The 15,634-nt window shown below is 29.5% G+C and carries 15 protein-coding genes; all 15 read left to right on the top strand.

Translation table 11 applies throughout. From position 1 onward, the window contains the following. Positions 1-2 precede the first annotated feature (2 nt). The 15 genes from ABUA17_RS02365 (at position 3) to rsmB (ending at position 15,622) form a co-directional block, all read left to right on the top strand. Positions 3-995 (top strand): NAD(P)H-dependent glycerol-3-phosphate dehydrogenase, encoded by a 993-nt coding sequence (locus tag ABUA17_RS02365; RefSeq protein WP_154820427.1) that lies wholly within the window; start codon positions 3-5, stop codon positions 993-995. Positions 996-1,253: 258 nt separating this feature from the next. After that, entirely contained in the window at positions 1,254-2,732 is a 1,479-nt protein-coding gene (spoIVA, locus tag ABUA17_RS02360; protein WP_042396977.1) for a stage IV sporulation protein A, read from the top strand. 187 nt (positions 2,733-2,919) lie between these two features. After that, entirely contained in the window at positions 2,920-3,324 is a 405-nt protein-coding gene (locus ABUA17_RS02355; protein ID WP_042396974.1) for a PBECR3 domain-containing polyvalent protein, read from the top strand. Positions 3,325-3,717: 393 nt separating this feature from the next. Next, on the top strand, positions 3,718-4,686 hold the full coding sequence (locus ABUA17_RS02350; protein ID WP_055276105.1) for an asparaginase: 969 nt from the start codon (positions 3,718-3,720) through the stop codon (positions 4,684-4,686). A 269-nt stretch (positions 4,687-4,955) separates the two neighbouring features. Continuing rightward, positions 4,956-6,320 (top strand): NCS2 family permease, encoded by a 1,365-nt coding sequence (locus tag ABUA17_RS02345; protein ID WP_349817928.1) that lies wholly within the window; start codon positions 4,956-4,958, stop codon positions 6,318-6,320. Positions 6,321-6,711: 391 nt separating this feature from the next. After that, positions 6,712-7,593 carry a YicC/YloC family endoribonuclease gene (locus ABUA17_RS02340; protein WP_042396963.1) on the top strand — a complete coding sequence of 294 codons (882 nt, stop codon included), beginning with the start codon at positions 6,712-6,714 and terminating at the stop codon, positions 7,591-7,593. Between the two features lie 13 nt (positions 7,594-7,606). Then, positions 7,607-7,876, top strand: a complete 270-nt coding sequence (gene remA / locus ABUA17_RS02335) for an extracellular matrix/biofilm regulator RemA (protein ID WP_042396960.1) — start codon at positions 7,607-7,609, stop codon at positions 7,874-7,876. Then, positions 7,876-8,508, top strand: a complete 633-nt coding sequence (gene gmk, locus ABUA17_RS02330) for a guanylate kinase (RefSeq protein WP_042396957.1) — start codon at positions 7,876-7,878, stop codon at positions 8,506-8,508. The genes remA and gmk overlap by 1 nt, the downstream gene beginning before the upstream one ends. Further along, complete coding sequence (rpoZ, locus tag ABUA17_RS02325) at positions 8,489-8,707, top strand: DNA-directed RNA polymerase subunit omega (protein ID WP_042396952.1); 219 nt, start codon at positions 8,489-8,491, stop codon at positions 8,705-8,707. The genes gmk and rpoZ overlap by 20 nt, the downstream gene beginning before the upstream one ends. Before the next feature lie 2 nt (positions 8,708-8,709). Then, the gene (gene coaBC / locus ABUA17_RS02320) at positions 8,710-9,897 is read left to right on the top strand and encodes a bifunctional phosphopantothenoylcysteine decarboxylase/phosphopantothenate--cysteine ligase CoaBC (protein WP_042396949.1); all 1,188 of its coding nucleotides are present in this window, start codon (positions 8,710-8,712) and stop codon (positions 9,895-9,897) included. 86 nt (positions 9,898-9,983) lie between these two features. After that, positions 9,984-12,191 carry a primosomal protein N' gene (priA, locus tag ABUA17_RS02315; protein ID WP_195948630.1) on the top strand — a complete coding sequence of 736 codons (2,208 nt, stop codon included), beginning with the start codon at positions 9,984-9,986 and terminating at the stop codon, positions 12,189-12,191. Positions 12,192-12,203: 12 nt separating this feature from the next. After that, positions 12,204-12,647, top strand: a complete 444-nt coding sequence (gene def, locus ABUA17_RS02310; protein ID WP_042396944.1) for a peptide deformylase — start codon at positions 12,204-12,206, stop codon at positions 12,645-12,647. An 11-nt stretch (positions 12,648-12,658) separates the two neighbouring features. After that, positions 12,659-13,585 carry a methionyl-tRNA formyltransferase gene (fmt, locus tag ABUA17_RS02305; RefSeq protein ID WP_042396941.1) on the top strand — a complete coding sequence of 309 codons (927 nt, stop codon included), beginning with the start codon at positions 12,659-12,661 and terminating at the stop codon, positions 13,583-13,585. Between the two features lie 17 nt (positions 13,586-13,602). Then, positions 13,603-14,298: a zinc metallopeptidase gene (locus ABUA17_RS02300; protein ID WP_042396938.1), complete on the top strand. Its 696-nt coding sequence runs from the start codon at positions 13,603-13,605 to the stop codon at positions 14,296-14,298. A gap of 10 nt (positions 14,299-14,308) precedes the next feature. Next, a complete protein-coding gene (rsmB, locus tag ABUA17_RS02295; RefSeq protein ID WP_042396936.1) occupies positions 14,309-15,622 on the top strand; it encodes a 16S rRNA (cytosine(967)-C(5))-methyltransferase RsmB in 1,314 nt (437 codons plus the stop codon). Positions 15,623-15,634: the final 12 nt, after the last annotated feature.

Genomic DNA, 15,634 nt, shown 5'->3' with positions numbered 1-15,634 from the left:
TTATGAGTAAGGTGACTTTTTTAGGCGGAGGAAGTTTCGGAATTTCTTTAGCTATCTTATTAGCAAACAAAGGAAATATTGTATCAGTATATGATAGAGATAGTAGTGTTGTTGAGGATATCAATGTTAATAGACGAAATGATAAGTTCATTAAAGGATTAGATGTACCTAAAAATGTTACAGCTTATAATAATTTAGAGGAAGCAATACAAGATACAAATTATGTTGTATTAGCAGTTCCATCTCATGTAATTAGAAGTGCATCAAGAAGTATTAAAGGATTAATAAAAGAAGATGTACCGGTTATTTGTATTGCAAAAGGAATAGAAGAGGGAAGTAATAAAACATTAGTTGAGGTTATTGAAGAAGAACTTAATAATCCTGTAGTTGTTTTATCAGGACCAAGTCATGCTGAAGAAGTTGCTTTTGATATTCCAACAACAGTACTTACATCTTCTAAAAATATGAAGGTTGCTGAAGAAGTTCAAGATTTATTTATGACTAAAACATTTAGGGTATATACTAATGATGATTTAGTTGGTGTTGAAATTGGAGGAGCTGTAAAGAATATTATAGCATTAGCAGCTGGAGTTTGTGATGGATTAGGATATGGAGATAATACAAAGGCAGCTCTTATGACTAGAGGGATGGCTGAGATAGTTAGAATAGGAACTAAGCTTGGCGGAAGAGTAGAGACATTCTTAGGACTTACTGGAATGGGTGATTTAATTGTAACTTGTACTAGTATGCATTCTAGAAATAGAAGGGCAGGATATTTAATAGGAACAGGTAAGACAAGAGAAGAAGCTGTTGAAGAAGTTGGAATGATTGTTGAAGGTATTAAGGCATGTCATGCATTTTATGATTTAAAAGAAAAGTTAGATGTTGAAATGCCTATAACAGATGCTTTATATAAAGTTCTTTTTGAAGGTAAGGATGCTAAAGAAATGGTAAGTGAATTACTACAAAGAGATAAAAAAGCAGAAAATTATTAATTATTAAAGAAGCTACAAGTTAATTTGTAGCTTCTTTTTTTAGAGTAAAATTTATTTTTTATTTATTATGTAAAAATATCATATTTACTTTTCCAACTACATATTTTTAACTATATAGATAATGAAAAAGATAAAGAAAAAACAAATGCATTTGAAGTTTATGAATTTTCATTAATTTATTAAAATTAAAAAAGTAGTATACTTTTTTTGACTATGGAATATATATATAGTGTTAAAAATAAATAGGAGGGTGTACTTATGGGTGATTTCAATATATATAAAGATATTGCGGAAAGGACTCAAGGGGACATATACTTAGGTGTTGTAGGTCCAGTTAGAACAGGGAAATCTACATTTATCAAAAAATTTATGGACCTTATGGTTATACCAAAGATTGAAAATACTTATAAAAAAGAAAGAGCTAAAGATGAATTACCACAAAGTGGTTCAGGAAAAACTATCCATACTACAGAACCAAAATTCGTTCCGAATGAAGCTGTAGAAATTACAATTGATGATGATGTAAAATTAAAGGTTAGATTAGTAGATTGTGTGGGGTATATAGTTAAGGGGGCTTTAGGATATTTAGAAAACGAAGAGCCTAAAATGGTTAATACTCCATGGTATGAATATGAAATACCTTTTGAAGATGCAGCAGAAATTGGGACAAGAAAAGTTATTACAGATCATTCGACTGTAGGACTTGTAATTACAACAGATGGAAGTATAACAGGAATAGATAGAGAAGAATACGTTGAAGCTGAAGAAAGGGTTGTAGAAGAGCTTAAAGCTATAAATAAACCTTTTATAATTGTACTTAATACCAAGAACATAAACTCTCCAGAAACTGATACATTAAAGGATGAACTTGAAAAGAAATATGATGTAGAAGTTCAAGTTATGGATGTTTCAAATATGACTGAAAAAGATGTGGAAAAACTTTTTAAACATGTACTTAAAGAGTTCCCTGTAAAGGAAATAAATATTGATATGCCAACATGGGTAGAAAGCTTAGATCCTGATCATTGGTTAAAGAAAGAATTCTTTAAAATAATTAAGGGAATGTGTGATAGTGTAGATAAGATTAGGGACATAAAACCAGCATTTTATGATGCTAAACAAAATGAAAATTTAAGTGCATCTGATTTAAAACAAATAAAACTTGGTGAAGGAACAGCTAATATACTACTAAAGCCAAGTGAAACCATTTTTTATAAAGTACTTAGTGAAAATTGTGATGTTGATATTGAAAGCGAAAGTGATTTAATTGCGCTTGTAAAAGATTTAAATATAGCAAAGAGAGAATATGATAAAATCAAGGATGCATTAGTTGATGTTAGAGAAACAGGATATGGATTAGTTGCGCCACAATTAAGTGAAATGAAATTTGAGGAGCCTGAAATTGTAAAACAAGGAACAAAATTTGGTGTTAAATTAAAAGCAAGTGCACCATCTCTTCACTTTATAAAGGCTGATATTAAAACTGAAATTAGCCCAATCATGGGTTCAGAAAAAGAAAGTGAAGAGCTTGTTACAGCACTTATGGAGCAATATGAAAAAGATCCAGCATCATTATGGCAAAGTAATATGTTTGGTAAGTCATTAGAAGTTTTAGTAAAAGAAGGCTTGCAAAATAAGTTATATAAGATGCCGGAAGATGTACAAGTTAAAATCCAAAAGACACTTCAAAAAATTATTAATGAAGGTAATGGCGGTTTAATTTGTATAATACTATAACATAGGGATAATCTGCTGCTAAATATTTATAATTTAGTAGTAGATTATTTTTTTATGTAAAAACACGAATATTAAAGAAAAAAATATAAAATATTTTCATTTTTTAGTGTAAACTGTCCATTTACTAGAATAGAATATATTAAGCAGATAGTATTATGCTTAATATATTATAGTGAAGAGGGATAGTATGGAGAGCAGATTTTGTACCTATAAAAGAGTAGGATATTTAAGGCAAAAGATAGCTAATGAGTTAGGTATAGAGTTTACTGGAGTGATATATGCCTCCCCAGGAGTGCTAAAGCATATTATGAAAAGACATGGAAAACAATTAGATAGGAAAACCAAGGCAAGCATTCTTGATTGGATGAAAAAAATTCTAGATGACCCTGACTATATTGGAATTTATAAAAATGGAGAGGGACAGACTGCTGTAGAATTTATTAAGAGGGTTTATACTAATTTGCTTTTAGGAGTTGAAGTTGATGAAGAAAAAGAATATATCTATGTAACAACTATGTATCCTATAACTGATAAAAAAATTGAAAATAGAGTTTATAGTGGTAAGTTAATTAATATTAAAGAAAATAAATAATTTATTTGCTATAAATAATTTGAAAATGTATAATATGAAATTGTGTATATAAATGATTATTGAGGTGAGAAAGGGCTCCTCATGCGCTGAGAATTTCAGTAACTAGAGATGCAGGAAGTGTCGACCTGCCAATAATTATTTAGTGAGTTAAGAGTGATAAGAGTTTGAAGTTAGAGTATATAAATAGAATGTTTAGGGTTAGGCCATTAATAATTTTTGAAAAAGAAATATAATTTATTAAATTTTACATGAATTAAATATTTTTGTAACTTAATACTTGTCATTTGTAACTTGAAAATTAAAACTAAAAAAGCCTTTATGTAGTTTAAAACTAAAAAGGTGAAATGGATAAAACGTATATTAGTTAAAGCGTAAAAAGTTGGGAGGATGAAAATGAAGAAAATAGCGGTAATTTTTAATGGCGGAACTATATCTATGAAGGTTGATGAAAGAATTAAAGCAGCAGTGCCTAGTTTAACTGGAGAAGAGATAATGTCAATGGTAACAGGTATAGAGGAATATGCAGAAATAGAGTCTTATAGCTTTTCAAGTATGCCGTCACCACATATGACTTTTGAGATGATGTTAAAGTTAAGTGAATTTTCAAAAGAGTTATTAAATAGAGAAGATATAGATGGTGTTGTTATTACACATGGTACAGATACATTAGAAGAAACAGCATATCTTTTAGATTTAACAATAAATAGTGACAAGCCTGTTGTAATTACAGGAGCAATGAGAAGTGGCTCAGAGTTAGGGTATGATGGACCTTCTAACTTAGCAGCGTCAATTTGTACGGCTATTTCTGAAGATGCAAAGGGTAGAGGAGTACTTGTATGTTTTAATGGTGAATTAAACTCTGCATCAGAAGTAATAAAAGCAAATTCTATGGCTTTAAATGCTTTTAGAACTCCTAATTTTGGACCTATTGGAATAGTTGATAATAATAAGGTAATGTTTTATAGAGAAGCTAAAAAATCTGAAAAGTATGAAGTGAAAGAAATAAATAAAGATGTAGCCGTTATTAAATGTGTTGCTGATATGGACTCTACATTAATTGATTTTGTAGTTGAAAAAGGTTTTGGTGGAATTGTTATTGAAGCTTTAGGAAGAGGAAATGTACCGCCTAGAATGGTTGAAGGTATAAAAAAAGCACTAGATAAGGAAATTCCGGTTGTTGTTGTTTCAAGATGCTTTGAAGGAAGAGTACATGAATCTTATGGATATGAAGGTGGAGGAAAAATGCTTAAAGATTTAGGTGTAATCTTTGGGGATACTTTACCAGGACAAAAGGCAAGAATAAAGCTTGCATTAGCAATTAATAGTAATATAAAAAAGGAAGAAATTGAAAAACAATTTTAAATTACGAATATTACATAATTAAAATCAAACAACATACGTAAAAATGTTGACTTACAGGTAAGTATACCGTATAATTTAATTGTAAGGTAGCTTGTACATTCGTGTTTTAGTGTTGTTTGTTTGAAATTTAATATAATACGAATAATATTAGTGTTAATTTAGCTACAAAGTATATCTTATAACTTTGTAGCTTTTTTATTGTTAAAGCATGACTACTAAAATGAAACTAGCAATAGTTTTATAAATATAAAGTATAAGGGGAAATTATAATGGAAAATTTAACGATGAAGGAAAAACTTCTTCCTATTTTATCAAACAAAAAAGTTGATATGAAAAAGGAAGTGATCGGTGGATTAACAACATTCTTAACTATGGCATATATTATCGCAGTTAATCCAAATATCTTATCTACAACGGGAATGCCAGCAGGTGCATTAGTAACTTCTACATGTTTAGCAGCTGGTATTGCATGTATTCTTATGGGTGTGTTTGCTAATTTACCATTTGCTTTAGCTTCAGGAATGGGATTAAATGCATACTTTGCATATACTGTTGTTGGACAAATGGGAGTTTCGTGGGAAGTAGCATTATCTGCAGTGTTTATTGAAGGTATTATTTTTATTATATTATCATTATTTAAAGTAAGAGAAGCTGTTGTAAATGCAATTCCTAAAAATATGAAGTTAGCTGTAACTGGAGGTATTGGATTATTTATTGCTTTCATAGGTATGGTTAATGCAGGATTAGTTGTAGCAAATGAATCTACAATGGTTGAATTAGGACAATTTTCACCAGCAGTAATAATTACAGTAATAGGTTTAATTATAATTGCAGTTTTAGATAAAAAGAAAGTAAAAGGATCTATCCTTTGGGGAATTTTAATTTCATCATTAATTGCATGGGGATATGCTTTAATCAATACTGAGGCTGCAGCTGCACTTGGAATTTATTTACCAACAGGGGTATTTAAGTTTGAAGGAATAGGTGAAATTGCAGGTAAAGTAGATTTAGTGCATGCATTTAGTCCAGAAAATATTAAGATGTTTATTACAGTAATATTTACATTCTTATTTGTTGATTTCTTTGATACAGTTGGAACTTTAGTAGGTGTTTGTTCTAAGGCAAAAATGCTTGATAAAGATGGAAAAGTTCCTAATGCAGGAAAAGCCTTATTAGTAGATGCAGTTGGTACAACAGCAGGATCTTTATTAGGTGTTTCTACAGTAACTACTTATGTTGAAAGCTCAACAGGTGTTGCAGCAGGTGGAAGAACAGGATTTACAGCAATAACTACTGGAGTATTGTTTTTAATAGCAATGTTCTTCTCTCCAATATTTATAGCTATTCCAGGTTGTGCAACAGCACCAGCACTAATTTATGTTGGTTATTTAATGCTTGGAGCAGTTAAAGAAATTGACTTTGATAATATTACAGAAGGTGTTCCAGCATTCTTAACTATTGCAGCTATGCCATTAACATATAGTATTGGTGATGGTTTAACATTAGGAATATTATCATATGTAATTATTAATTTCTTATACAATATATTTTCTAAGAAAGAAGAGAAACATAACGTTTCTTGGATAATGTACGTATTAGCAATTATATTTATATTCAAGTTGATATTACTATAAGTGAGAGTCCAAATTTTAATTTGGCTACTCGAACTTACTCAGCGCCTGAAAGAAGCTGAGTTTCATTTTAAAAGTAGTAAATTTTAATTTGGCTACTCGAAGTTGCTTGAAACTCCAAATTTTAATTTGGTCAGTTGAAAGTACACTTTAGTGTACTCAGCAACCGAGGCAAGCAGAGTTTCCTTAAATAATTGACGAAAATATTAATATTTTATAACAAAAAGAAGTTAGAATTTATCTAGCTTCTTTTTCTTTGGAAAAAATAATTGTGAACAATTTGTTAACAAAATATTGACACTAAAGTACCCTAGGTTATAAACTAAATTTGTTATTAAGAACGCAATAAAATTTTATTGAAAGATAAAAAATAATAAGCGGTGAGGAGAATAATATGATAAGGAGTATGACTAGCTTTGGTAGAAGCAGTAGTGAAGAAGGCAAAAAAAGAATCTTTACTGTTGAAATGAAAAGTGTAAATAGTAGATACTTAGATGTAAATATAAGAATGCCTAAAAGTATAATTTCTTTAGAAGAAGAAATTAGAAAAATGATTAGCAATTCTCTTAGTAGAGGAAAAGTTGATGTATTTATTAACTTAAAAAGTTATAACGAAGGTAGTGGAATTCCTAAATTAGATATTAATTTAGCTCAAGAATATTTAAAATGTCTTAAGGAAATTGAAAATAACTTAGATGTTAAAAATGATATATCAGTAATGCAAATTGCACGATTCCCTGAAGTAATTACTATGGTTGAAGAAGAAGATAAAGTTGATGAAATGTGGGAAGAACTAAAGCCTTTAATAAGTGCTTCATTAGATATGATGATTGGTATGAGAGAAGTTGAAGGTAATAAATTAAAAGAAGATATATTAGTTAAAGTTAAGCAAATTGAAGAATTAGTAGTAAAGGTTGAAGAATTTGCAGACAGTATTCCAAAAGCATTTAAACAAAAACTAGAAGATAGATTAAAGGAATTATTAGGAGCAGTTGAAGTAGATGAAAATAGAGTAGCTACTGAAGTTTGTATATTAGCAGATAAGGCAACTGTTGATGAAGAAATAATAAGATTAAAAAGCCATATTAATCAAGTAAGAGAAACCTTAAAGTTAAACGAACCTATTGGAAGAAAGCTTGACTTTATTGTTCAAGAAATGAATAGAGAAACTAATACAATTGGTTCAAAATCTAGCGATATCCAAATGACTAATATAGTTATTGATATAAAAAATATACTTGAAAAAATTAGAGAACAAGTGCAGAACATAGAATAGTAGGAGGAGAAGAATGGGAATAAAATTAATTAATATTGGTTTTGGTAACATTGTATCAGCTAATAGATTAGTTGCAATAGTTAGTCCAGAATCAGCGCCGATTAAGAGAATAATCCAAGAAGCTAGAGATAGAGGCATGCTTATTGATGCTACTTATGGAAGAAGAACAAGAGCTGTTATAATTACTGATAGTGATCATGTTATTTTATCAGCAGTTCAACCTGAAACTGTTGCACATAGATTAGTAGTTAAAGATGAAGCTGTAGATGAGGTTGATGAATAATGCATAATAGAGGACTATTGATTGTAATTTCCGGTCCATCAGGTGCTGGAAAGGGAACCATTTGTAAGGCGCTTTTAGAAAAAAGAGATGATTTATTTATTTCTGTTTCAGCAACTACAAGAAGTCCAAGAGCAGGCGAAGTTGATGGTGTAAATTATCACTTCCTTACTAAAGAAGACTTTATTGCAAGAGTAGAAAAAAATGACTTTTTAGAGTATGCTAATGTTCATGGTAACATGTATGGAACTCCAAAGTTTAAAGTTGAGGAAATGTTAGCAGAAGGTAAAAATGTAATATTAGAAATAGATATTCAAGGTGCACTAAAGGTAAAAGAAAACTTTAGTGAAGGAGTATTTATTTTTATACTTCCTCCATCTATGGAAGAATTAAAGCATAGAATAATAAAAAGAGGAAGTGAAACTGAAGAATCATTAATGACAAGATTTAAAAATGCATATCAAGAAATAAACTATGTTTCTAAATATAATTATGCAGTAGTTAATGATGAAGTTGATACGGCAGTTACAAAAATAGAAGGAATAATTGCCGCAGAAAAATGTAGAGTAGATAGAATAAAAGATACAATATTAGATTCTAAGGAGGGCTTAATTCATGAACAACTCTATGATTAATCCATCAGTGGTGGACTTACTAAAAAAGGTAGAAGACAGATATTCACTAGTTATAGTGACATCAAGAAGAGCAAGACAAATAATAGATGGTGCTAAACCATTAACTTCAGTTTCTTCAAAGAAACCATTAACATTAGCAATAAATGAAGTAAATGAAGGTGAAATTTCTTATCATAAATGTGATGAAGGAAATAAATAGTTATGAGTAAATGTGTTGTTATTGGCGTTACTGGAGGAATTGCAGTATATAAAGCATTAGATGTAATTAGTGCTTTAAGAAAAAAAGATATTGAAGTTCATGTAATAATGACTGAAAGTGCATCAAAGTTTGTAAATCCATTAACATTTCAATCTATAAGTCAAAATATGGTTGTTACTGATATGTTTGCAGAACCTAAAGCATGGGAAATACAACACATATCATTAGCACAAAAGGCTGATTTAATGTTAGTTGCTCCTGCAACTGCAAATATTATTGGTAAGATTTCTAATGGAATTGCAGATGATATGTTATCAACAACTATAATGGCAACAAAGGCTAAGGTTCTTATAGCACCAGCTATGAATACAAATATGTATGAAAATAAAATAGTTCAAAATAATATTTCTAAATTGAAGGATTTTGGCTATAAATTTATTGAGCCAGCTAGTGGTAGATTAGCTTGTGGTGATGTTGGAATTGGTAAATTAGCAGATGTTAATACAATAGTTGAAAGAGTATTAGAAGAACTAGAAGAAAAAGAGCAGGATTTGTTAGGAAAGAAAGTACTGATTAGTGCTGGTCCAACTATTGCACCTATTGACCCAGTAAGATATATTACAAATAGATCAACTGGAAAGATGGGATATGCGATTGCTCAAGAAGCAAGAGAAAGAGGAGCAGAAGTCGTTTTAGTATCAGGTCCTACAAATTTAAATCCGCCTAAAGACGTAAAAATAATTAACATAAAAACTAATGAAGAAATGAAAAATGAAATTTTACAGTATTTTGAATGGGCAGATATAGTTATTAAATCAGCAGCTGTTGCTGATTATAAACCAAAAGAATACAGTGAAGAAAAGATTAAAAAGGGTGATGGTGACCTTAATCTTTGTTTAACTAGAGACAATGACATATTAAAATCTCTAGGAGAGATAAAAACACATCAAATTTTAGTTGGATTTGCAGCAGAAAGTAATAATGTACTTGAAAATGCAAATAAAAAGCTAAAAAATAAGAACTTAGATTTTATAGTAGCAAATGATATTACATCTTCTGATACAGGTTTTGGAAGTGAAGATAATAAAGTCGTCATTTTATCTAAAAATGATGAAAAGCTTGAACTTGAAAAAATGAGTAAAAAAGAAGTTGCAAGTAATATATTTGATATGATTTTAGAAAAGCGCTAATTGCGCTTTTCTTTATATAGTATTCAATTTTAAATATTAAATATGTGATTATATTATTTTGTAGCTTAAAGTAAGAAGGTGATAAGTTGAATTTATATGCTGAAATAATTGTAAATTCTGAAGCATTAGAAATAGATAGACCTTTTACATATAAAGTACCAGAAGAGTTTAAAAGTGATATTAAAGTAGGACAGATAGTAAAGGTTCCTTTTGGAAAAGGAAATAAAACATCTGAAGGCTTTGTATTAACAGTAAAAAATGAAGAAGAAGTTGACATAAAGTTTAGAACTAAAAATATCTCAACTATTTTAGTGAAAGAACCTGTAATTGATGCTGACAATATTAAGCTTATCGATTTTTTGAGGGAAAAGACATTATGTAAATATATAGATGCTTTTAGACTATTGATTCCTGTTGGTATAATGAAAGGTGCAAAGAATAAAAGTAAAAAGGTTATAGTATTAAAAAGTGAAGATTTAAGTAGTATACAAAAACCAGATGGGTATAAAGATATTATTGAATTTTTAAAAAATAATTCTGGAAAATATACTAAGAGTGAACTTATAAATCATTATTCAATTTCTCAATATAAATTAAATAAACTAATTGAAAAAGATATTTTAGCAGTAGAAGAAGAAACTGTTTTTAGATATAATAATAGAAAATATAATGATGATAATGCGAAGCAATTGACTATTGAACAGCAAAAGGTAATAAATCAGTACAATAGCTCTAGTAGTAATTTATTTTTACTTAAAGGTGTAACAGGTTCTGGTAAAACAGAAGTTTATATGAGACTTGTTGAAAAGGCTTTATTAGAAAATAAATCATCAATTATATTAGTACCAGAAATTGCACTAACTCCACAAATGATTGAAAGATTTAAAGGAAGGTTTGGAGTAAATGTTGCTTTATTTCACAGCAAGTTGTCTGATGGGGAAAGATTTGATGAATGGTTTAGGGTCAAAGAAGGAAAAGCAAAAGTTATAGTCGGGGCTAGAAGTGCTATTTTTTTACCGGCACAAAACTTAGGGCTTATTATTATAGATGAGGAACATGAAAATACATATAAATCTGAACAAAATCCAAAATATCAAACAAAGGAAATAGCGGAATTTATAAGTGAATTAAAGAATTGTAAAGTAATTTTAGGTTCAGCAACACCAACTATTGAAACATACTACAGGGCATTAATTGGAGAGATTGAATTGTTAGAGCTTAATTCTAGAGTTGATGGTAAAGCAATGCCGCCGATGAATACTGTTGATATGAGAAATGAGCTTAGAAGTGGAAATAAATCATTATTTAGTAGAGAGTTATTTAACGCAATTGAAGATAGGTTGCAAAAAAGAGAACAAGTGATTTTGTTTTTAAATAGAAGAGGATTTTCTACCTTTGTTTCTTGTAGAAGCTGTGGGTATGTTTTTAAATGTGAAGAGTGTGATATTTCCATGACTTATCATAAAAATGGATTATTGGTATGTCATTATTGTGGGAAAACGCAAAGAGAACCTAAAGAGTGTCCAAAGTGCAAAAGTAAATATGTTAAGTTTTTTGGCGCAGGTACTCAAAGAGTTGAAGAAGAAGTAAAAAAATACTTTAAAAATGCAAGAGTAATAAGAATGGATGTTGATACTACAAGAGACAAAAATTCTTATGAAAGAATTTATAATAGCTTTAAAAATGGTGAAGCAGATATTTTAATTGGAACTCAAATGATTTCTAAAGGATTAGATTTTAAAAATGTTACATTAGTTGGTATTTTAGCTGCAGATATGTCTATAAATATACCAGATTATAGAGCAGCAGAAAGAACTTTTCAAATAATTACACAAGTAGCAGGGAGAGCAGGTAGAGGTGATAAACAAGGAGAAGTTATAATTCAAACTTATACTCCAGATCATTACAGTTTACAATATGCTATAAATTATGATTATGAAGGGTTTTATGATAAGGAGTTTACTATTAGAGCTATGATGAAATATCCGCCTTTTGGTAAATTATTATTAATAAATGGTACAGCTAAAAAAGAGGATTTATTAAAGAATTTTATGCATAAAATATCTAATGTGATTAAACCTTTAGTAGAAAAGGAATTTGATGTTGAACTTTTAGGACCAATTCCATGTATGATTTCTAAAGTTAAGGATAATTATAGATGGCAAATTGTTATAAAAGGTGAATTTAATTCAGATTTTGCAAAAAAAATTAAAGAATTACTTTATGATGAGAACAAGAACGTATATAATGATATACGAATAAGTATAGATATAAATCCAAATAATTTATTCTAGGAGGACAAAAAGATGGCAATAAGAAAAGTTAGAACTGTTGGTGATGATGTTTTAAGAAAAAAATGTAAAGAGGTAGTTGAAATAACAAATAGAGAACTTACTCTTATTGAAGATATGGTAGACACTATGTATGAAGAAAATGGAGTTGGATTAGCAGCACCACAAGTAGGTATACTTAAAAGAATATTTGTTATAGATATTGGTGATGAAAATGGAGTTATGGTATTTATAAATCCAGAAATTTTAGAAACTAGTGGTACTCAATGTGATGACGAAGGGTGCTTAAGTATACCAGGAGAAACAAAGCAAGTTGAAAGACCTAATTATGTTAAAGTAAGAGCATTTAATGAAAAAGGTGAACAATTTGTTTTAGAAGGAGAAGAATTATTAGCGAGAGCTATACTTCATGAAAATGACCATTTAGATGGTATATTATATATTGATCATGTAAAATAGGAGGAAAGTTAATGAAAATAGTATTTATGGGAACTCCTGATTTTGCTGTTCCGTCATTAGAAGCTTTAATAGAAAAGTTTGGTGTAGAAGCTGTGTTTACACAGCCAGATAGACCAAGAGGAAGAGGAAAGAAAATGGTCTTTTCTCCAGTGAAAGAAGTAGCTGTAAAGCATGATATTAAGGTGTTTCAACCTGAAAAGTTGAAAGATGATAGAGAAGCAGTAGAATATTTAAAGGAATTAAAGCCAGATTTTATAATAGTAGTAGCATTTGGCCAAATATTAACTAAAGAAGTGTTAGATATACCTAAGTATGGATGTATAAATTTACATGCTTCATTATTACCAATGTATAGAGGTGCAGCACCATTAAATTGGGTTATAATTAATGGTGAAAAGAAGAGTGGTAATACAACAATGCTTATGGATGTTGGTTTAGACACAGGAGATATGTTATTGAAAGATGAAGTAGAAATTACAGATAATATGACATCTGGAGAACTACATGATATTTTAATGAACAGAGGTGGAGAACTTTTAATAAAGACTATTGAAGGATTAGCTGATGGTTCAATTAAAGGTGAAAAGCAAGAAGGAGAAACTTGCTATGCAAAAATGCTTTCTAAAGAAACTGGTAAAATAAATTGGAATAATTCAGCAGAATCTATCCATAATTTAATTAGAGGGCTTAATCCAAGACCTATAGCACATACTACTTATAAAGATGAAAATATGAAGATTTATGAATCAGAAGTTTTAGCTGAAAGTAGTAATAAAGAAGCAGGAACTATAATAGAAGTAAGCAAAAAAGGTATGAAAGTTTCTTGTGGAAAAGGTATATTATTAGTTAAAAAAATACAATTTCCAAATGGAAAACCACTTACGATTGAGCAATATATAAATGGTAAAGATATTGAGGTTGGATGTAAATTAGTATAATATGAAAGGAGAGGTGTATGATGTATCCTGGATTTTATTTTGATAGAACTATGATTTTATTGCTTCCTGCAGTTATAATTGCTTTTTGGGCACAAACGAAGGTTAGTAGTACTTATAAAAAGTATAAGTCTGTAAGAACAATAAATGGGTATACTGGCGAGAATATTGCAAGAATGATACTTGATTCAGCAGGTCTTTATGATGTGCCGGTTGTAGAGGTTAGAGGTGAGTTAACTGATCACTATGACCCTGTAAGTAGGCAAATTAGATTATCTACTGAAGTTTTTCATAGGGCTAGTATAGCATCAGCAGGAGTAGCAGCACATGAAGTTGGTCATGCAATTCAACATGCGCAAGCATATAAACCTTTAGTATTAAGAACATCTATAGCAAAAGCTGTTAATTTTAGCAGTCAAGCGTCAATAATAATCTTTATGCTTGGATTATTATTTAGTATCCCAATGTTAACAAACCTAGGGATTATATTTTTCACTGTAGCCGTATTTTATCAATTAGTTACATTACCAGTAGAATTTAATGCATCTAAGAGAGCTTTAAATATACTAGAAAATAAAAATATTCTATATGGTGATGAAATTAAAGGAGCTAAAAGTGTTTTAAGTGCAGCAGCTATGACTTATGTAGCAGCAGCATTAATGTCAATATTACAACTAATAAGATTAATTGCAATTAGCAATAGAAATAATGATTAAGAGGTAACGTATGAATAGTAGAGAAGTAGCATTAAACATAATTAATAGAGTTTTAATTGAAGGAGCTTATTCTAACTTAGTTTTATCTAATGAATTAAATGAAGTAGATTTAAACGAAAAAGATAGAGCTTTAGTAACGGAACTTGTTTATGGAACTATAAGAAGAAAAAAGACATTAGATATGATAATATCAAATTACATTAAAGATATATCATTAATGGATGAAAGAGTTTTAAATATATTAAGAATGGCAATTTATCAAATGCATTTCTTAGATAAGGTTCCTGAGTTTGCAGCTTGTAATGAAGCTGTTGAATTAGCAAAACAAATTTCAGTTCAAGATTCTAAATTAGTAAATGGAATACTAAGAAGTTATACTAAGAATCCTGATGATATGGATATTAAGGATAAGATTGATAGATTAGTATATCAATATTCTTATGAACCATGGTTTATTAGAATGATCTATAAACAATATGGTGAAGAAAATGGAAGAAAAATATTAGCGGGATTAAATGCTACACCTAAAGTAACTGTAAGAGTTAATACAAGCAAAGCTGATTATGATGAAGTATATGAAAGACTTGAAGAAATGGGATACGATGTAGAAGAAGGATATGCTTGTCCAGAAGCTATAATAATAAAGGGTGGTAGTTCTATAGAAAATAATGAATTGTTTAACGAAGGATTAATAACAGTTCAAGATGAAAGTGCTATGATTGTAACACCGCTTTTAGATTTAGAAAAAGGAGATATAGCATTAGATCTTTGTGCAGCTCCAGGTGGAAAGACTACTCATATGGCTGAACTTTTAGAAGGCGAAGGAAAAGTATACGCTTTTGATTTACATGAAAATAAGTTATCTTTAATTAAGGAAAACTTAGAGAGATTAGGATTAGATAATGTTGAAGTAGAAGCAATGGATGCAACAAAATTAGATTCTAGATATGTTTCATTTGCAGATAAGGTTTTAATAGATGTTCCTTGTTCAGGGCTTGGAATAATAAGAAAGAAACCAGAAATTAAATGGAATAAATCAAGAAAGTCTCTTAAGGATTTAGTTCCAACTCAAAGAGCTATTATGGAAAATGCTTGGACTTATTTAAAAACAGGAGGAACTATGCTTTATTCAACTTGTACTTTAAATGTTGAAGAAAACCAAGAAAATATTGAATGGTTCTTAAATAAGTACAAAGATGCTAAGGTAGAAAAAATATTCTTAGGTAACATGGATAACTTTATATACAATAATGATGGTTCATTAACAATATTACCAAATGAATATATGGATGGTTTCTTTGTTGCTAAAATAAGTAAGAAATAATAGTTTCTTAGT

The organism is Clostridium sp. RTP31139st1_H3_RTP31139_211217, assembly GCF_040227035.1.
Lineage (GTDB): Bacteria > Bacillota > Clostridia > Clostridiales > Clostridiaceae > Clostridium > Clostridium saudiense.
This window is presented reverse-complemented; position numbering and strand designations above follow the sequence as displayed.

What these genes read in the sequence shown, in the direction of transcription:
- ABUA17_RS02365 (WP_154820427.1), top strand. Translation starts at nt 3, where the DNA reads ATGAGTAAGGTGACTTTTTTAGGCGGAGGAAGTTTCGGAATTTCTTTA.
- spoIVA (WP_042396977.1), top strand. Translation starts at nt 1,254, where the DNA reads ATGGGTGATTTCAATATATATAAAGATATTGCGGAAAGGACTCAAGGG.
- ABUA17_RS02355 (WP_042396974.1), top strand. Translation starts at nt 2,920, where the DNA reads ATGGAGAGCAGATTTTGTACCTATAAAAGAGTAGGATATTTAAGGCAA.
- ABUA17_RS02350 (WP_055276105.1), top strand. Translation starts at nt 3,718, where the DNA reads ATGAAGAAAATAGCGGTAATTTTTAATGGCGGAACTATATCTATGAAG.
- ABUA17_RS02345 (WP_349817928.1), top strand. Translation starts at nt 4,956, where the DNA reads ATGGAAAATTTAACGATGAAGGAAAAACTTCTTCCTATTTTATCAAAC.
- ABUA17_RS02340 (WP_042396963.1), top strand. Translation starts at nt 6,712, where the DNA reads ATGATAAGGAGTATGACTAGCTTTGGTAGAAGCAGTAGTGAAGAAGGC.
- remA (WP_042396960.1), top strand. Translation starts at nt 7,607, where the DNA reads ATGGGAATAAAATTAATTAATATTGGTTTTGGTAACATTGTATCAGCT.
- gmk (WP_042396957.1), top strand. Translation starts at nt 7,876, where the DNA reads ATGCATAATAGAGGACTATTGATTGTAATTTCCGGTCCATCAGGTGCT.
- rpoZ (WP_042396952.1), top strand. Translation starts at nt 8,489, where the DNA reads ATGAACAACTCTATGATTAATCCATCAGTGGTGGACTTACTAAAAAAG.
- coaBC (WP_042396949.1), top strand. Translation starts at nt 8,710, where the DNA reads ATGAGTAAATGTGTTGTTATTGGCGTTACTGGAGGAATTGCAGTATAT.
- def (WP_042396944.1), top strand. Translation starts at nt 12,204, where the DNA reads ATGGCAATAAGAAAAGTTAGAACTGTTGGTGATGATGTTTTAAGAAAA.
- fmt (WP_042396941.1), top strand. Translation starts at nt 12,659, where the DNA reads ATGAAAATAGTATTTATGGGAACTCCTGATTTTGCTGTTCCGTCATTA.
- ABUA17_RS02300 (WP_042396938.1), top strand. Translation starts at nt 13,603, where the DNA reads ATGATGTATCCTGGATTTTATTTTGATAGAACTATGATTTTATTGCTT.
- rsmB (WP_042396936.1), top strand. Translation starts at nt 14,309, where the DNA reads ATGAATAGTAGAGAAGTAGCATTAAACATAATTAATAGAGTTTTAATT.